The sequence below is a fragment of the Caulobacter vibrioides genome (assembly GCF_002858865.1).
In the GTDB taxonomy this organism is placed as follows: Bacteria; Pseudomonadota; Alphaproteobacteria; order Caulobacterales; family Caulobacteraceae; genus Caulobacter; species Caulobacter vibrioides.
This window is the reverse complement of sequence record NZ_PJRR01000022.1, coordinates 32,939-50,269: the sequence shown is the minus strand read 5'-3', so window position 1 is coordinate 50,269 and position 17,331 is coordinate 32,939. Positions and strand designations below refer to the sequence as shown.

Here is a 17,331-nt window from a genome sequence, read left to right as displayed (position 1 = left end):
GTCAGTCCCCTGTACGCTGTTGCTTGATCTTCAGGTCGTAGTCGGCGCGCGCGGCGTTCACGCTGGGCCGCACGGAGACCTCGGGCACCGCCACGTCCCACCAGGCGCCGCCCTCGGTCGTCGGCATGGGGTCGGTGTCGATGACGACGACATAGGTCCGGTCGCTGGCCTTGGCGCGCTGAAGCGCGGCTTCCAGGCTCGACAGATCGCCCACCTTCTCCGAGCGCGCACCCAGGCTGGCGGCATGGGCGGCGAAGTCGATGTCGGGCAAGGTTTCGTGCAGCGTGTCGGCCAGCAGGTTGTTGAACGCCGCGCCGCCGGTCGCCGCCTGCAGGCGGTTGATGCAGCCGTAGCCCCGGTTGTCGAGGATCGTGACGATCAGCTTGGTCCCCAGCATCACCGAGGTGGCGAGTTCGGAGTTCAGCATCAGATAGCTGCCGTCCCCGACCATCACATGCACCTCGCGGTCGGGTTCAGCCATTTTCACGCCGACCGCGCCGGCGATCTCGTACCCCATGCAGGAGAAGCCGTATTCGACGTGGTAGCCGCCCGGCATGCGCGTGCGCCAAAGCTTGTGCAGTTCGCCGGGCAGACCGCCGGCGGCGCAGACCACCACACTGTCGTCGGACGAGGCTCGCCACACCGCGCCCAACACCTGGGCGTCGGTGGGCAGAGGCCGCGTGTCGGCCCTGGTGCTGGCGTCGAAGATCGCGTTCCAGGCCGGCACGCCGCTGGTGGCCAGCTCGGTCCAGGCGAACGGCGCACGCCAGCCGTCCAGCCGCTCGGCCAAGGCCTCCAGCACCGCCAGGGCGTCGCCGACGACGCTGGTCGCTCCATGCTTGTGCGCGTCATGAGGCGCGACATTGACCTGGACCAGCTTGCGCCCCTCGGCGCCGAACAGAGCTCGCGAGCCCGTTGTGAAGTCCTGCAGGCGCGTGCCCAGACCGATCACCAGATCAGCCGCTTCAGCCGCCGCGACCGAGGCGGTCGTACCGGTTACGCCGACGGCGCCCAGGTTCAAGGGATGATCCCAGGCCAGGCTTCCCTTGCCCCCTTGGGTCTCGACGACCGGCAATCCGGCGTCGTGCGCCAGATCCGCCAGGGCCGCCTCGGCGCGGGCGTACAGCACCCCGCCCCCGGCCACGATGAGCGGACGCTCAGCGGCCTTGATCAGGCCGACCAGATCATCGAGCTCCCGAGGATCGGGCTGCGGCGCGCGAATGCGCCAAACCCGCTTGGCGAAAAAGGCTTGCGGATAGTCGAAGGCCTCGGCCTGGACATCCTGACAAAAGGCCAGCGTAGCCGGTCCGCAGGTCGCCGGATCCAGCATCACGGCCAGCGCCCGCGGCAGAGCATCCAGGATCTGTTCGGGCCGCGTAATCCGGTCGAAATAGCGTGAGACCGGCTTGAAGCAGTCATTGGCGCTGATCGTGCCGTCGCCGAAGTCCTCGATCTGCTGCAGCACCGGGTCGGGCCGGCGGCTGGCGTAGACGTCGCCGGGCAGGAACAGCACGGGCAGCCGGTTCACATGGGCCAGGGCGGCGGCGGTGACCATGTTGGTCGCACCCGGCCCGATCGAGGTGGTGCAAACCATCGCCCGCTCGCGCCGGGACTGTTTGGCGAAGGCGATGGCGGCGTGGGCCATGCCTTGCTCGTTGTGGGCGCGATAGGTCGGCAGGACGTCGCGAACGCCGTGCAAAGCCTCGCCCAGCCCGGCGACATTGCCGTGGCCGAAGATCGCCCAGACGCCGGCGAAGTACGGAACCTCGCCGTTCGAAGTCTCGACGTGCTGCGCCGCGAGCCAGCGTACGGTCGCCTGGGCGGCGGTGAGACGAACCAGAGCCATTCTACGCGGCCTTTTCCACGGAGCCTCGGAGGCGACGCCAAGCGTCGACCAGCACCTTGAACTTCGCGGCCAGCGCCGTCACGGCCGCGTCATCGTCGATCTGGTTGGACAGCCAGGCGCGGGCGACATCGTAGAAAATCGTCCGGCCGACCGCGAAGCCCTTCACGATCGGGAACGGCGCGACCACCTCGAACGAGGCCACCAGCTCGGCCTCGGGCGCCGACAGCCCCAGCAGGACCACGCCCCGGCAAAGCGGATCATTCTCGGCTATGGCGATCTCGATCTCGCGCCAAGCGTCGGGATCGGTCAGCGGCTCCAGCTTCCACCAGTCTGGACGAATGCCCAGGGCGTAGAGCCGGCGGATCGCACGCGCCACAGTCCTGCTGTCGCTGGACATGCCGCGCGGCAGGATCAGCTCAAGCAACAGTTCATGACGGGTCTTGCGGCAGGCGTCGGCCAAGCGCAGCAGTTGCCGCTCCTGGCGCTCGCGCAGGTCGCTCTCGTCGTCAGGGTGATAGAAGGCCAGGCACTTGACCACCTGGTTCAAAGGCCATTCCAAAAGCTCGGTCGCCACGTCGGCGGAGCACTCGAACTCCAGGGGCCTCGACTTGGGCAACTCGATGGGGCGCGCGATCCAGTAGTCGTGGTCGGCGGCCTCGGCCAACGCCTCGAACCCGAAGCGGCCGTCCAGCAGCATGCCAAACCGCGTTTCATCTCGCCCTGCAACCATCTTGACGGCGCGCAAGGCAAGGCGCTTGAAGTCCGGAATGCGCTCTGCGTCGCCGCCGGTCTCGGCGATCAGATCCTCGAACTGACTGCGATGATCGATCGCCAGGACGGTCAGCTCGTCATAGACACGCTCGCGGGTCGTGGCCCAGTGGATGTGCTCAAGCTCGGCGTCCTCGCGCAGACGGAAGGGACGCTCCCGCTCGGAGAGGAAGGCCTGCAGCTCGATCCAGGTCGGCATGGCCGGCGTACAGCCGTGGCGCGAGACCACGATAGCGCCACAGGCGTTGCCCCACTCGCAACAGGTCTCGACGCTCTCATGCCGCAGCCAGCCCCGCAGGAAACCGGCCATGAAGGCGTCGCCCGCGCCAAGCACGTTGAACACCTCGACCTTGAACCCGCGCGCGCTGACCCCCTCGTCCAGGGTGTCCGGAATCGCGCCCGGGAACGCGACACAGCCTTCGGGGCCACGCTTGCAGACCAGCAGGGCGTCAGAGGCCTTCCGGATCGCCCGGAGCGCGGCGATCGTGTCGGTGGAACCGCCCAGGATGTGAATCTCTTCTTCGGTGCCGACGATCAGATCGCACAGCGCCACCACTTCCTGCAGCTTTGCGGTGACCTGCTGGTTCTCGACGAACCGGTTCTCGCCGGCGTCCTTGCCGGTCAGGCCCCACAGCACGGGGCGATAGTCGATGTCGAAGGCGACGCGCCCCCCCGCAGCCTTCACGGCGCGAGCCGCCTTGAGGCTGGTCTCGTAGACGTTGGGCTGCGAGAGGTGCGTGCCGTTGATCAGGACCGCGCCTGCCTGAGCAAACCAGGCCTCGTCGACATCCGACGGCTCAAGCGCCATGTCGGCGCAGTTCTCGCGATAGAAGATCAGCGGGAAGTTCACGCGGTCGCGAATGCCCAGGATCACCAGGGCGGTCAGACGATCGGGATCAGAGAGCACGCCCGCAACGTCGACGCCCTCGCGTTCCAGTTGCTCGCGGATGAAACGTCCCATGTGATCGGCGCCGACCCGGGTCAGAAGACCGGTCTTCAAGCCCAACCGTGCGCCGCCGGCGGCGGTGTTGGTGGGGCTCCCGCCCAGGTACTTGGCGAACGACCCCATGTCCTCAAGACGTCCGCCAACCTGCTGGCCGTAGAGATCGACGCTCGAACGGCCCACCGCGATCAGATCAAGGGTCTTTGCGTCCTGGGCCATTCCGGTTCCACGTCACTCTGCGACCGGCTCCCCACCGGCGATAATGTAACGCATATTCCAGGCCTGAAATGCTTGCAATATGCATTTCATTTTCCAGCAGCGATGGAACATATGGTCCAGTGGGATTGCTATCCCGCCTTCTGGGCCTTGCGTTCTTCCTTCCCGGCTTCGAACGCAAAGCCGATCACGAGCGCCTGGGCCAGACAGATGGAGGCCGCCAGGGAGCGGAACGTGCGCACCTCGGATTCGCGGACATGCAGCACCAGTTCGGCCGGCTTTGCGATCGGACTGACGAGGCTGTCGCTGATCGAAAGGATCTTGGCGCCGCGCTGGGTAGCCATCTCGGCCGCCATCACCGTCTCCTCGGCATAGGGATGATAGCTGACGGCGATCAGGAGATCCTTGGGCCCGATGGTCTGGACCTGCTGCTTGGTGAGCCCGGCCACGCCGTCGATGAACAGCGTGCGCTTGTTGGCCTGTTGCAGCGAATAGGCCAGATAGGACGCAACCGGGAACGAGCGGCGGAAGCCGGCGACATAGACCGTTTCGGCCTTGTCGATCAGAGAAACGGCCTTGGCCATGTCGGCGGCGCTGACCGTCTGGCCCAGGTTCTGCAGCGCCAGCGTATTGCCTTCCACGAACTCGGCCAGCACGTCGGCGCCGCCCTGGGGTGTCATGGCGACGGCCTCGTTGAAGTGCCGCACCCGCTCGCTGTAGCCCAGTCCGGCATGGCCCGACAGCAGGCCGTCGCGGAACAACCGCTGCATCTGGCTGGCGCCGGGATAACCGAAGGTCTTGGCGAACCGCACGATCGCCGAGGGCTGGACGCCACAGCGTTCGGAGATCACCGCCAGCGTCTCCAGCGCCAGCTCGTTCGGCTCGTCGAGCACATAACGGGCGATCTGCTGCAGGCGTTTGCTGAGCGAATCATAGCGCTCAAGGATCGCCGCTCTTAGCTCCTCGGCGCTGGCCGGCGGGCTCGCAGCCGCAGTATCTTCGCTCATCTTCGCCCCGACATAATGGCTCCAGTTTTAGAATATCTGTTCCGCACCCCAACACAAACGCCGGAAACTCGACGAGCCGTTCCGCTTTCCATCTAGAAGGAATTTTTGTTCCATATTAGATCGGAATGGAACGCGCCCCTATCCGACTCTCTGCGTACAGGTTTCCCATGCACGACATCGCCATTTTGGGCGCGGGCCGCATCGGCCGCATCCATGCCAAGAACGTCGCCAGCCAGCCGGGCCTGCGCCTGAAATACGTGGTCGACCCGGTCGCTGCGGCCGCCGACGGCCTGGCCGGCGAAACCGGCGCGAGCGTCGCCGACCTGGAGACGGCCTTGAACGATCCGGCGGTGGCCGGCGTCATTGTCGCCAGCTCGACCGACACCCACCTCGACTACAGCCTCAAGGCCATCGCCGCCGGCAAGGCGGTGTTCTGCGAGAAGCCCATCGACCAGGACCTGGCCCGCGCGCGGTCGGCGTCAGGCGAACTGGGGGGTAAGGGCGTGAAGCTGTTCCTGGGCTTCAATCGCCGTTTCGATCCGAACTTCCAGGGCCTCAAGGCGCGCCTGAGCGCCGGCGTGGTCGGCGCGCTGGAGACCGTGCACATCACCAGCCACGACCCGGCCCCGCCCCCGGTCAGCTACGTCAAGGTCTCCGGCGGCCTTTTCAAGGACATGGCGATCCACGACTTCGACATGGCCCGCTGGCTTCTGGACGAACCGGTGAGCGAGGTGTTCGCCGCGGCCAGCTGTCTGGTCGATCCGGCGATCGGCGAGGCGGGCGACGTGGACACGGCCAAGATCCTGCTACGCACCGCATCGGGCAAGATCTGCATGATCAGCAACAGCCGCCGCAGCGGCTACGGCTATGACCAACGGATTGAGGCGTTCGGGTCCAAGGGTCTGGTTCGCGCCGATAACGTCATGGAGAGCACGGTCAGCATCTGGGGCGAGAACGGCGCCGCCAGCGACGCCTTCCAGAACTTCTTCCTCGATCGCTATGCCGAAGCCTACCGTCGCGAGATGGCGCACTTCGCCGAGATCATTCGGGGAGAAGCCCTGCCCTCCGTCGGCTATGTCGACGGCGTCGAAGCCCTGGCCTTGGCGGAAGCCGCCCGCCTGTCCGCCAAGACGGGCCAAGTGGTGAAGCTCTAGGTTCGTCTTCGACAGACAAGACCCAACAAAGGGAGCGCCTCCAAGGCGCTCCCTTTTTTGCTGCGAAGGCGCCGCGCTAGGCATGGCTGGGCGGCGCCCAGCAAACCGCCGCTGTCATGAATGCGTTTTGAAGCTTCGCCATAACGCGCCTTGGGTATCCGGTTCGGAACGCGGCGCTTTCGTTGACCTCTGGCTACGGAGAATTCTCCATCCCAAAGAGGGTGTGGCCCAAAGAGGGTGTGGCCCAAAGCGGGTGTGGATTTCTCTTCGCGCCACCCGTTTCGTCAGCCGGACGTCAGGTCCAGACGGCTAAGCCAGCTGCGAGACATGAAAACGAGGGGCTCCGCCATGACACGACTGAAACTCGCCGCCAGCCTGCTGGCGCTGCTGACCGCCGCGCCGGCGCTGGCTCAGACCACGTCGCCTGCGGTGTCAGTCGCCGGAGCAACCGCCCCAACCGCTCAGGGCGGCGCCAACGCCGTGGCCCTGTTGCGCGACCCGACCCATCCCGCCAAGAGCGTCATCGCCGTCAACGCCAAGCTGGGCGGCCTGGAGTTCTACGGGCTGGATGGTCAGCGTATCACGGCGGTTCCCGGCGGTGAGATCTATGCCGTCGACACCCGTGAGGACGGCCCGCGCGCGCTCGTCGTCGCCCTGGATCGACAGGCCGGCCGCCTTCGCCTGTTCGCGCGGGACTACGCCAGCGGCGCCATCGCGGCGGTGGACGCGCGTCCGCTCCAACTCGGCTATTCCGGCGAGGGCGTCTGCCTCCATCGCAGCGGTCGCGATGGCGCGCTCTACGCCTTCGCGCTGGGGGGCGAAGGGCAGCTGGATCAATGGCTGCTCTACCCCACCGCAGACGGCAAGCTGGACGGACGTGTCGTTCGCCGACTGCATCTGTCGTCTGAAGCAAAGTTCTGCGTCGCCGATGACGCCAGCGGCGCCCTCTATGTCGCGCAAGAGGCGGTCGGCGTCTGGCGCTACGACGCGGACCCGGAAGCGGACCCGGTTCCAACCATCGTGGACATCAACCGCCTGGGTCACTTGGCGGGCGAGGTCGCGGGCCTGGCGTTGATCAACGGCGGCAAGGGCGCGGACTATCTGATCGCCGCGAACGCCGAGGCCGGTGACTACAACGTCTATGATCGCAGCGCCGGCGACCGCTTCATCGGCGCCTTCAAGGTCGAGACGAACGGCGCCCCGGCGATACAGGAGCCTTCGGGCCTGTTCGGCGTGCGTGCGCCGATCGGAGAGCGGCTGCCCGCCGGCGGCCTGCTGATCGCCGACGACCGGAACGTCGGCGCCAACAGCAAGATCCTGTCCTGGGCCGACATCGCCGCCTCTATGAAGCTGGCCCTGGGCCAGGACACGCCCTCGGTCGAGCCCAGCAAGGTGGCCCTGGTCCAGGCCACGATGGAGACTCAGCCGGTCGCCCATGACGGCGACGCCGCGGACGACCCGGCCATCTGGGTTCATCCCACGACCCCGGCCAAGAGCGCCGTCATCGCCACCGACAAGAAGGGCGGCATGCTGGTCTATGATCTGTCGGGCAAGCAGCTGCAGTATCTGCCCGACGGCAAGATGAACAATGTCGACCTGCGTGACGGCTTCAAGCTAGGCGGCAAGGCCGTGACGCTGATCGCCGCCAGCGATCGGACCCACAAGGCGATCGCGCTCTACACGATCGATCCGGAGACGAGGCTGCTGACCAGTGTCGCGGACGGCGTTCAGGCCAGCGGCCTCTCAGACCCCTACGGGCTGTGCATGCACCGCGACCGCAAGGGCGACATGTCGGTGTTCGTGAGCGATCCCGACGGTCTGGTCCGGCAATACAGCCTGACCGCCACGGCCAACGGAAAGGTCAGGGCCAAGGCGGTCCGCGACCTCAAGTTCGACACCCAGACCGAGGGCTGCGTCGCCGACGACGAGACCGGCGCGCTCTACATCGCCGAGGAAGATGTCGCGCTCTGGAAGCTTGGCGCCGATGCGAGGAGTGGTCCGGCGCGCAAGGCCATCGCGCGCGTCGCCGATAACCCTGCCCTCAAGGACGATCTGGAAGGGGTCGGCCTCTATATCCAGCCCAAGGGCAAGGGCTATCTGATCCTCTCCAGCCAGGGCAACAACACCTATGCGGTGTTCCGCCGCGAGGGTGACAACGCCTATGTCGGCAGCTTTGCGGTCACGGCCAACGGCGATACGGACGTTGACGGAATCTCCGAGACAGACGGGCTGGACGTTTCCAGCGCCTCGCTGGGCGCGGGTCTGGAGATGGGCGCCTTCGTCGCCCAGGATGGCCGCAACATCTCCCCGCCCGAGGCCCAGAACTTCAAGCTCGTGCCCTGGTCAAAGATCAGCGCCAAACTTGGTCTGCCGTAAAATCACCGGAAGCCAAGCCTGACCGGTCTCCGTAACCTGGTCTCACCCAGACCGTTACGGAGGGCGGCGAGCATCGCGGCTCGAAGAGCCTCAACGCCTGACACAGCCTTGAATGGAGGCGCCGCCCAAGGACTCGCACCTTGCGTGGGTCGCCTTCAAGGCAGGCCGAAGTGTCGCCGTGTTTCCGACAGACGCCAAACGCGACATCCAGTAGGTGGCAAAGAACAAGCTGGCGCCATATCTGTATGCTCGGCGCCGCTATCGATGGAGACCCGGGTGAAGCCTCTGTTTTCCACCCGCTTGACGGTGGCGTTCGCGTTGATGGCGTCGCTCGCCCTGGCGCAGGGCGGCTTGGCGGCTTGGATCGCCGACCGGGCCGAGCACCAGGTGCTTCGGGGACGCGTCGCGGGCGATCTACAGAGCGCGTTCTGGGAACTTTCGGCGACGAAACAGCGGCTCCGCGCCTGGTCTCTTCGCGCCCTGATCGGGGCTCCCCACGCGCAGGGTGACGGCGAGATGCTGCGGCTGCGCATGGCCGATGCGATCGTTCGCCTGCAGGACCTCAGCGCACGGGCCGAACAGATGGACCGGGCGATGGGCATCGAGTCGCGCGAAGGTCCGGAACGGGACGATGCGCTGAAGCTGCTCTCCCAAAGCGTGGTCTCCCTGCGGGAGCCCATCGCCGAGATCAATCGTAGCGGCCCGGCTCAGGACGTGCCGACGGCGTGGGCCGCGATCGAAACCGTCTTCGACAAGGGCGCGGGTCGCGATCTGCGAGAGATGCTCAACGAGCGCATCCGCGACGAGGCTGAGATTCTCAAGCGAACCCGAGAAACGGCCGACCTCTATCTGGAGCGGGTCAAACTCTTGAGTTGGTCGGCTGCGGGCACGCTGAGCCTGATGGCGATCATATTGGCCGTCTATTTCATCCGGGCGCTTCGCCGACCGCTTGCGGCGATGTCGGACGGCGCCAAGGCCTTCGAACAAGGCTATCTGGACCACCGCATGCCGGAAGGCGGATTTAGAGAGTTCTCGCACCTTGGGGCCAGCATGAACCACATGGCGGCGGAACTCTCGGCGCGGCGCGAACAGGAGGCCGAGTTGCGCGCCAGCCTGGAGGTCCAGGTCGCCACCCGCACCGAGGAACTGGAAGCCGCGCTGGCCGAACTGCGTCAGGTCGAGGCGCGACGACGGCAATTGCTCGGTGACATCAGCCATGAGCTGCGCACGCCGATGACGGCCATCCGGGGCGAGGCCGAGGTTACGCTGCGCGGCCGCAAGTCGCTGGATGACTATCGTGAGGCGCTTCAGCGGATAACCCTCGCGTCGGGTCAGATGGGCGCGCTGATCGAAGATCTTCTGATGATGGCCCGCAGCGACGCAGAGCTGCTCCACCTCAACCTGACCGACATGGACCCGAGACAGGCGCTGGAAGAGGCCATCGCCACGCTCTCGCCGATCGCTCATGTCCGCGAGGTCGAGCTTCGGATCGGCATAGACGACGGCGCCGTGCGCGTGGCGGCGGATGGCCAGCGCCTGCAACAGGTCATGGCGCTGATGCTGGATAACGCCATCCGCTACTCTCACCCTGGTGGAACCGTTGAGATCGTCGCCGGCGTGCCTGACGACGCGCCGGGCTCGTGGCGTCTGGAGATCAAGGATCAAGGCATCGGTATCAACGAGGCCGACCTGGTGCGGGTGTTTGAACGCGGCTTCCGCTCGGCGGCGGCGCGCGCCCATAGAGCCGACGGCACCGGCCTTGGCCTGCCCATCGCCAAGGCGCTGACCGAACGTCAGGGCGGCAGCCTGACACTGCACAGCCAGACAGGCCATGGGGTCAGCGCGATCCTAACCCTGCCCTGCACGACCAATGCTTGCCTCGAAGGAGCCCACTAGATGCACATACTGGTGGTGGAGGACGATACGCGCGTCGCAGACTTCCTTGAGCGCGGCTTGAAGGCCGAAGGGTACAAGGTCCGCGTGGCGCGAGACGGTGTGAGCGGCCTGGAGGCGGCCCGCGACCTGGACGCCATGCTGCGTGAGCTGGATCAGCGCGGCGTGATCCTCTTGGACCTGATGCTTCCGAAGATGACCGGCATGGAAGTCTGCCAGACCCTTCGGGCGTCCGGTGTCTTGACGCCAGTCCTGATGCTGACCGCCCTGGGGGCCGTCGATGACCGCGTCACGGGCCTGAGAACGGGCGCTGACGACTACCTGGTCAAGCCGTTCTCCTTCGAGGAGCTCCTTGCCCGGATCGAAGCGCTGCTGCGTCGATCGCGGGATCAACGGGCGCCCGCCAATCGGACGCTGAAGGCCGGAAACGTCGAACTGGACCGGACGACCATGCGCGTCTCCCGCGACGGCGAGGAAGTGGTCCTGACCGCCCGCGAGCTTGCGCTCCTGGAGCTTTTCCTGTCCTCGCCGGGACGGGTTCTGAGCCGCGAACGCATCCTCTCCAACGTCTGGGGCGTGGACGAGGACCCCCTGACGAACGTGGTCGATGTCTATGTCCGTCGACTGAGGGCCAAGATCGATCCCCCTCTCGCGTCGTCCTTTATCACCACGGTGAGGGGCCTGGGATATCGGCTCGAGCCCGATCCCGCGAAAGTCCCGATCGGCGCCTAGAGCCTGTCTGGTTTAGATGGAACCATCTAAACCAGATAAACAGGCTCTAAAATCAAACACTTAGAGCCCTTTCAAACGCTTTAGATGATTCCATCCAAAGCTAAAGGACTCTAGAGCCTGCCCTGTTTCTACGGAACCCCCTAAACGGGGTAAGCAGGCTCTAGCAGAGCCCTTTAGCGCGCCTTGCGGCGATTACACGCTTCTCGATCAAGTTCTGACGGCGTGCTCCGATCGCGTCGCTACGCCTGCGCCTAAGCTCATTCCCACTGTTCTCCACAAAAGAAGCCCGCGCGGCTGAGGGACCGCGCGGGCTAGACAAGGGGATTAGAAGGGGTGTGGGGGGATTACTTCGCCGTGTAGGGCAGCGAGGAGTGGTGGACAACGATGCGGATCGCGCCGTCGTCGGTCTTCTTGAAGGCCCAGGTCTTGTCGACCGTCGTCACATTACCGTTCTTGTCGGTGATCATGACATTGCCGGTGGTGGTGGCGACATCGCCGTGAATCTGGATGGCGGCGTTCTTGATCGCAACCGAACGCCAGCCTTGCAGAGCGAAGCCCTTGTCGTTCGGATAGTTCGGGTCACCGCCGACGAAGTAGGCCAGCGCGCCGTCCTTGGTGGTGCGGAAGGTCTGCGGGGCCATGGTCAGGGTCGGCTTGAACAGCACGGGGCCCAGGTTGTAGCCGTAGGCCTTGTCGAGCACGGTGCTGGCCAGGGCCTTGGCCTTGGCTTGGCCGCCGGCCTCATGCTCGCGGGAGATCGCCACCAGAGCCTCGCCCCAGGCCTTCTGAGCCGCCAGAACTTCGGCTTCGGTCAGAGCGCCCATGTAGGTCGAGCTCGCCCAAGCGGCCGGAGCGGTCGCAACCGCCGCAAAGAGCGCACCAGCGGCGATGATAGAGCGAGGGGTCATGTCTTTCTCCTGATCTGCATGAAATCTGCGTGGCGCCGAGCGCCGTGAGAGCAGGTGTAAGTTCCGCCAGTGAACCTTAACTGTCGCGCGGATGAACGGCGCATTACAGAGGCGCGCAGAGGGCCGGATCCACCTACGGAATTGGGCCGCGCTCCCCAAGGGGAGCGCGGCCCAATCATAGCCTCTAGGAGGCGCTAGACTGTTCTAGCTGAGGCGACACGATCGTCCGTTCGCGTATCAGCCCATGTTCACCGCAGAGGGGTCCTATTCGCTAGAACTGCAGATTGATCGAGACGGCTGCAGCGTGAACGACCGCGTCTGGGCCCGTTCGATAGGCGCGCTGATGCAGATACCCGGGCTCCAGCGTCACGGTCTTGGAGATCGGCACAGAGACGCCGGCAAAGCTCCGCAGAAGGTGCAGGCCGTCGCGCTGCCCCCAACCCGTCTGATTCAGGCCGACGAAGGCTTCCGTCCAGGCCACGCCACGAACGCCATCCTTGAGCGGCGTCGTCAGGCGGACTTGCTGGCGGATCCGCCAGCCTGCTCCATCCCGTCCTTCCACCCAACGCTGCTCAAGCCGCGTTCGGCCGGTAAGGGTCGTCCCCTTCCCGTCGCCCGCGACCCGAAAGGCCATTTGCTGCCAACCGCGATGCTCGTGGGTGGTAGGACGCCCCTGGGGCGTGGTTCGGACATAGGCATAGCCAAGCGAGGCGGTCGTCGCGCCGTCCAGCCGCCAGCCGATCGACGGGCGGATGATCGTCTGACCCAGGCGGCTGGCGTCGTCGCTGAAGCGCGCCTGCACGTCCATCGCCAGCACCCTCTTGGCGTCCAGCGACCGCGATGCATTGACGATCGACCACATTTGGCCGTCCTCGTCCGCAGCGTAGGCGGTACCGGCGCTGGCGAGCGCAAGGCTCGCCAGCGTCAGACCAAGGGCGGCGCGACGGCCGCGTCCCTGGACTAGAAGCGCCATGCCACACCCGCGCTGGCCACCCACGGGTCAAGCTTGTGTTTGGTCTCGAGCACGACGCGATCTCCGGCGCGGAACTGCGCGGTGGTGTCGACGAAATAGCGCTTCACGTCAATGCTGAGGCCGACCGCCTTGCCGGGCAGCGGGATGTCAACGCCCGCTTGGAGAGCCGCGCCCAGTTCACTGGACAGGCCCACCTTGGTCGCACCCAGAGCGCGGGCGCTGGCGCCGACCTTCTCGCCGAACACCATGAAGTAGGCCGGACCCGCGCCGACATAGGGCTTAACGCCGCTCGAAAGCGGGAAGTGGTACTTCACCGTCACCGTGGCCGGGATGACCTCGGCGTTGTCGACGAGCGCCGCACCGTTCAGCGGGCCGCTGCCCCGAACGTCGTGCTGGGTGAGGCAGCAGATCGTCTCGACCGAAACCCGGGGCGAGAAGAAGTATTCGGCCGCCACGGTCGGGACCCACGCGTCCTTGGCGCGGGTGTCCGCGCCCGCCGGCAAGCGCAGCTGATCGACCTTCACCTTCGTGATGGCGCCGTCGACGGCAACCTTGGTCGCGAAGGCCTTGATCTGGAATTTGCCGCTTTCGGCCGCGCTCGCGCTCCCGGCGGCGGCCATGGCCAAGATCGACGTGGCGACCGCGACGAATGTCCCTTGCTTATTCATGAGTTCCTATCCTTGGGGATCGGGCCTGCGCCCACAGGACAAGAGCTAGAGGCCCGCCGTGAACCGAGGCTGTCTGCTGGATGAACGGCTGATTACAGCGCCTGGGTGTCCAGCTTCGAGGCGCTCCCTCCCCTGCGCCTCAACGCAAAACGAGAGCGAGATCCGCTGAAAGGCGCCTGTCGACGGTCAGATGATCGTCATGCCGCCGTCGACGACGATGATCTGGCCGGTGATGTGGCCGCCGGCGTCGGAGGCCAACAGGAGCGCCGGCCCCATCAGGTCAGTGTCCCCGCCCAGTTTGCCAAGCGGCGTCTGGCGCAGCATGTCGTCGCCGTGCTGGCCCAGGGTCGTCATGGTCATCTTCGAGGGGAAGTAGCCTGGCGCCACCGCGTTGACCCGGATGTTCCTTGGTCCCCACTCCGCCGCCAACGCCCGGGTCATGTTGATCACCGCACCCTTGGCCGTGTTGTAGGCGATCGTGCCGAGCTGGCTGTGATGGTGTCCCTGCAGTCCCTCGATCGAGGCGACGTTCACGACCGCCCCCTTGCCCTGCTTCAGGAACGCCTCGCGGGCGACGGCCTGGGTGAGGAGGAAAAGGCCGGTGACGTTCAGATCCATGACCTTGTTCCAGCCCTCAAGCGGATAGTCCTCGGCCGGCGCACCCCAGGCGGCGCCGGCGTTGTTGACCAGAATGTCGATCCGCCCGAAACGCTCGAGCACGCGCGCGGTCAGGTCTTGCGCTGAGCCCGCCTGCCCGAGATCGGCCACAAGGCCCACGGCGGTGCGCCCTTCGGCGGTCAGGGCCGCGACGGCGGCGTCCAGTTCGCCCTGCTTGCGGGCGACCAGCGCCACCGCTGCGCCATACTCCGCCAACGCCCGGGCGATCTGCAGACCAAGACCCCGCGAGCCCCCCGTCACGATCGCCACCCGGCCCGTCAGGTCAAAGAGCTTGTGCAGGGGCGATGACATCTGGGTCTCCAAAGAAAGGACGGGCGCGCGCCATGTTCGCGGACCGCCCTCAGGCCGAGGCCGGGGCGGTCGCATTGGCGAAAAGTCTGGCATGCGCAAATGGGCTGCGGAAGCACGCCCCGACGTCAGCCGCGCGCCATACCTTCGCGCCCGGCCTTCCTCAGGCCTCGGCGCGACCGTAGCCGACGACCTTGACGATCTCCCGAGCGTCGTAGGCGTCGCTCTCGCGCGGCGTCGGCCCCTTGCCGAACACCACCTCGATCGAGCGCGCATAGGCCGGCCCTGGGCCGAGGTTGAAGCTCGTGCCCAAGCCAACGCCGATTCCGCTGTGCCGACCAAAGCTTGCCGACCCACCACCGACCGACAGGCGCGGCCCCGATCCGCCGCCGCTCATGGTCGTCGAGCGGTCAGCGATGCGGAACCAGTCGTAGCCATCCCGCAGCGCCAGCTCGGCGGCGCGAAGCAGCGCATAGTCCGCCACCTGGGCTTCCGGCGCGCCGGCGCCGCCCTGGAAGGTCACGCGATAGCGGCCGGTCTCGAGCCGGTACTCGGAATAGCCGACCTCAGTCTGCGCCCCGACCGCGGCCCGATAGACGGTTGGCGTAGTGGCGCAGCCGGTCAGCAACAGCGCGGCCAGGCCAGCGGCGATCAGGGGTCTTGCGGTCTTCATGGCGGAATACCTCTTACGCCTGCTCAACGGACGCCGGTCGCGGCTGTTCCGGGACCGGCAAGCCCAGCGCCTCCAGCATGCTGACAAAGTCGGGCGGAAGCGGGGCCAGGATCTTTCTCTCGCCCCCCAGCGGATGCGGGAACGCCAGACTCGCAGCGTGCAGCATCAGGCGCGGCGCGGGCACTCCGCCCAGCATCAGCGCCCCGCCGTAGCGGCTGTCGCCGGCCAGCGGTCGGCCGATCGAGGCCATATGGACGCGCAGTTGGTGCATGCGGCCGGTGTCCGGCGACAGCTCGACCAGGGCCGCCAGACCATTGTGCGCCAGGGTCCGATAGCGACTGCGCGCCGTCTCCGCATCCGGATGATCGGGCTCACAGACCCGCATATAGGCCTCGCGCCCGATGGACTCGCGGCGCAGCGGGCTGTCGATCATGCCGCCCTTGGGCTCGGGCGCGCCGGCGACGATGGCCAGGTAGCTCTTGCGGAACCGCTTGGCCTCCAGCGCCTTGCCCAGCATAGCGGCCGCCGGCTTGGTCTTGGCGGTCAGGATCACGCCCGAGGTGTCGCGGTCCAGGCGATGCACCAGCTTGGGCCGAGGCCGGTTGGGCCGCGCGAACGCCCAGAGCAAGTCATCAAGGGTATGGGCCTTGATCCTTCCGCCCTGACTGGACAGACCCGCCGGCTTGTTCAGCACGATGATCGTCTCGTCCTCGTACAGCACCCACGATTGAGCCGCCGCGATCTCGTCGGGCGTCAGGGCGATGGGGGTTTCGGAGGCCTTGGGCTTGGCCTGGGCGGGAGGACGGCGGAATTTCGGACTGCTCATTTGCCGTCCTTACGCACCTTGCCCCAGGCTTCCAAGCGCTCACGCACCTTGGCCTCGGCGCCAACCGGCTTGGGCTCATAGAAGCGCCGGCGCTCCATGCCGTCCGGAAAATAGTTCTGGCCCGAGACCCCGCCCTCGACGTCGTGGTCATAGGCGTAGCCGTCACCATAGCCGAGCGACTTCATCAGCTTGGTCGGGGCGTTCAGGATGTGCGACGGCGGCATCAGGCTGCCCGTCTCCTTGGCCGCGCGCCGGGCCGCCTTGTAAGCCGTGTAGACGGCATTGGACTTGGGCGCGCTGGCCATGTGGACGACGGCCTGGGCCAGGGCCAGCTCGCCCTCGGGCGATCCCAGAAAGTCGTAGGCGTCCTTGGCCGCGGTCGTCAGCAGCAGACTCAGCGGATCGGCTGCGCCAATGTCTTCGGACGCCATCCGCACCAGGCGGCGGGCGATGAACAGCGGGTCCTCGCCGCCCTCCAGCATCCGCGCCAGCCAGTAGAGGGCCGCATCGGGATCGCTGCCGCGCACCGACTTATGCAGGGCCGAGATGAGGTTGTAGTGCTCCTCGCGGTCCTTGTCGTAGGCCGGGCGGCGCTTTTGCAGGAACTGGCCCAGCTGTGTTGGATTCAGCGGCGTGTCGGTCCCGATCGAGAACAGGGTCTCGGCCAGGGTCAGCAGATAGCGGCCGTCGCCGTCGGCCATGGAGACCAGGGTCGAACGCGCCTCGGCGTCGATCGGCAGCGTGCGACTCTCGGCGGCCTCGGCGCGTTGCAGCAGACGCTCCAGCGACGCCTCGGTCAGCCGCTTGAGCACGAACACCTGGCAGCGCGACAGCAACGCGCCGTTCAGCTCAAAAGAGGGGTTCTCGGTCGTGGCCCCGACCAGGGTGACGATCCCCTCCTCCACGAACGGCAGAAAGCCGTCCTGCTGGGCGCGGTTGAAGCGATGGATCTCGTCGACGAACAGCAAGGTGCTCTGCCCCGCCATCCGGCGCGCGCGGGCCTGCTCGAAGGCCTTTTTCAGGTCCGCGACGCCTGAGAACACCGCCGAGATCTGCTGGAACTCGTAGCCGCCGGCCTTGGCCAGCAGGCGGGCGATCGTGGTCTTGCCGGTGCCTGGCGGTCCCCACAGGATCATCGAGGCCAGACGGCGGGCGGCGGCCATGCGGCCGATCGGCCCCTCAGGCCCCAAAAGATGCTGCTGCCCCACCACCTCATCGAGGCTCTGGGGCCGCAGCCGGTCGGCCAGAGGAGATGGCGCATGGGGAGTCAGGCCGGCGGCCTGAAAGAGATCGGACATTCGACTCTTCTAGAGCGTGGCAGGCAAAAATGTGAGCGGTTTCGCCGCCCGCCACGCTCCAAGAAAGAGGGCTGTTCTTCAATA

Annotated in this window: 14 protein-coding genes; 4 read left to right on the top strand and 10 right to left on the bottom strand. The window is 66.4% G+C overall.

All coding sequences use genetic code 11. The annotated features are described in order from the left end of the window. Position 1 precedes the first annotated feature (1 nt). From iolD to CVUC_RS18310, 3 genes are all read right to left on the bottom strand, one after another. A complete protein-coding gene (gene iolD, locus CVUC_RS18320; RefSeq protein ID WP_096032949.1) occupies positions 2–1,846 on the bottom strand; it encodes a 3D-(3,5/4)-trihydroxycyclohexane-1,2-dione acylhydrolase (decyclizing) in 1,845 nt (614 codons plus the stop codon). 1 nt (position 1,847) lies between these two features. Then, positions 1,848–3,776 carry a bifunctional 5-dehydro-2-deoxygluconokinase/5-dehydro-2-deoxyphosphogluconate aldolase gene (locus CVUC_RS18315; RefSeq protein ID WP_096032948.1) on the bottom strand — a complete coding sequence of 643 codons (1,929 nt, stop codon included), beginning with the start codon at positions 3,774–3,776 and terminating at the stop codon, positions 1,848–1,850. Positions 3,777–3,904: 128 nt separating this feature from the next. Then, the gene (locus CVUC_RS18310; RefSeq protein ID WP_096032947.1) at positions 3,905–4,780 is read right to left on the bottom strand and encodes a MurR/RpiR family transcriptional regulator; all 876 of its coding nucleotides are present in this window, start codon (positions 4,778–4,780) and stop codon (positions 3,905–3,907) included. A gap of 167 nt (positions 4,781–4,947) precedes the next feature. On the opposite strand from CVUC_RS18310, the gene iolG reads away from it, so the two are divergent. From iolG to CVUC_RS18290, 4 genes are all read left to right on the top strand, one after another. Then, positions 4,948–5,934: an inositol 2-dehydrogenase gene (iolG, locus tag CVUC_RS18305; protein WP_096032946.1), complete on the top strand. Its 987-nt coding sequence runs from the start codon at positions 4,948–4,950 to the stop codon at positions 5,932–5,934. Positions 5,935–6,282: 348 nt separating this feature from the next. After that, positions 6,283–8,310 carry a phytase gene (locus tag CVUC_RS18300; protein ID WP_164468098.1) on the top strand — a complete coding sequence of 676 codons (2,028 nt, stop codon included), beginning with the start codon at positions 6,283–6,285 and terminating at the stop codon, positions 8,308–8,310. 264 nt (positions 8,311–8,574) lie between these two features. Beyond that, a complete protein-coding gene (locus CVUC_RS18295) occupies positions 8,575–10,206 on the top strand; it encodes a sensor histidine kinase (RefSeq protein ID WP_024265692.1) in 1,632 nt (543 codons plus the stop codon). Continuing rightward, positions 10,207–10,935, top strand: coding sequence for a response regulator transcription factor (locus CVUC_RS18290; protein ID WP_010919170.1), 729 nt, complete (start codon positions 10,207–10,209; stop codon positions 10,933–10,935). Positions 10,936–11,279: 344 nt separating this feature from the next. Here the strand turns inward: CVUC_RS18290 and CVUC_RS18285 are convergent, their stop codons facing one another. The 7 genes from CVUC_RS18285 to CVUC_RS18255 form a co-directional block, all read right to left on the bottom strand. After that, positions 11,280–11,843 carry a hypothetical protein gene (locus CVUC_RS18285; RefSeq protein WP_024265691.1) on the bottom strand — a complete coding sequence of 188 codons (564 nt, stop codon included), beginning with the start codon at positions 11,841–11,843 and terminating at the stop codon, positions 11,280–11,282. A 271-nt stretch (positions 11,844–12,114) separates the two neighbouring features. Next, positions 12,115–12,840, bottom strand: a complete 726-nt coding sequence (locus CVUC_RS18280; RefSeq protein ID WP_096032943.1) for a DUF2490 domain-containing protein — start codon at positions 12,838–12,840, stop codon at positions 12,115–12,117. Next, the gene (locus CVUC_RS18275; protein ID WP_096032942.1) at positions 12,804–13,484 is read right to left on the bottom strand and encodes an OmpW family outer membrane protein; all 681 of its coding nucleotides are present in this window, start codon (positions 13,482–13,484) and stop codon (positions 12,804–12,806) included. Before CVUC_RS18275 ends, CVUC_RS18280 begins: the two co-directional genes overlap by 37 nt. 186 nt (positions 13,485–13,670) lie before the next feature. Next, positions 13,671–14,453: an SDR family oxidoreductase gene (locus tag CVUC_RS18270; protein WP_010919165.1), complete on the bottom strand. Its 783-nt coding sequence runs from the start codon at positions 14,451–14,453 to the stop codon at positions 13,671–13,673. A gap of 160 nt (positions 14,454–14,613) precedes the next feature. After that, positions 14,614–15,150 (bottom strand): CC0125/CC1285 family lipoprotein, encoded by a 537-nt coding sequence (locus CVUC_RS18265; RefSeq protein WP_010919164.1) that lies wholly within the window; start codon positions 15,148–15,150, stop codon positions 14,614–14,616. After that, complete coding sequence (locus CVUC_RS18260; RefSeq protein WP_010919163.1) at positions 15,137–15,949, bottom strand: RluA family pseudouridine synthase; 813 nt, start codon at positions 15,947–15,949, stop codon at positions 15,137–15,139. The genes CVUC_RS18265 and CVUC_RS18260 overlap by 14 nt, the downstream gene beginning before the upstream one ends. Continuing rightward, a complete protein-coding gene (locus tag CVUC_RS18255) occupies positions 15,946–17,247 on the bottom strand; it encodes a replication-associated recombination protein A (protein ID WP_096032941.1) in 1,302 nt (433 codons plus the stop codon). Before CVUC_RS18255 ends, CVUC_RS18260 begins: the two co-directional genes overlap by 4 nt. Between the last annotated feature and the right edge of the window lie 84 nt (positions 17,248–17,331).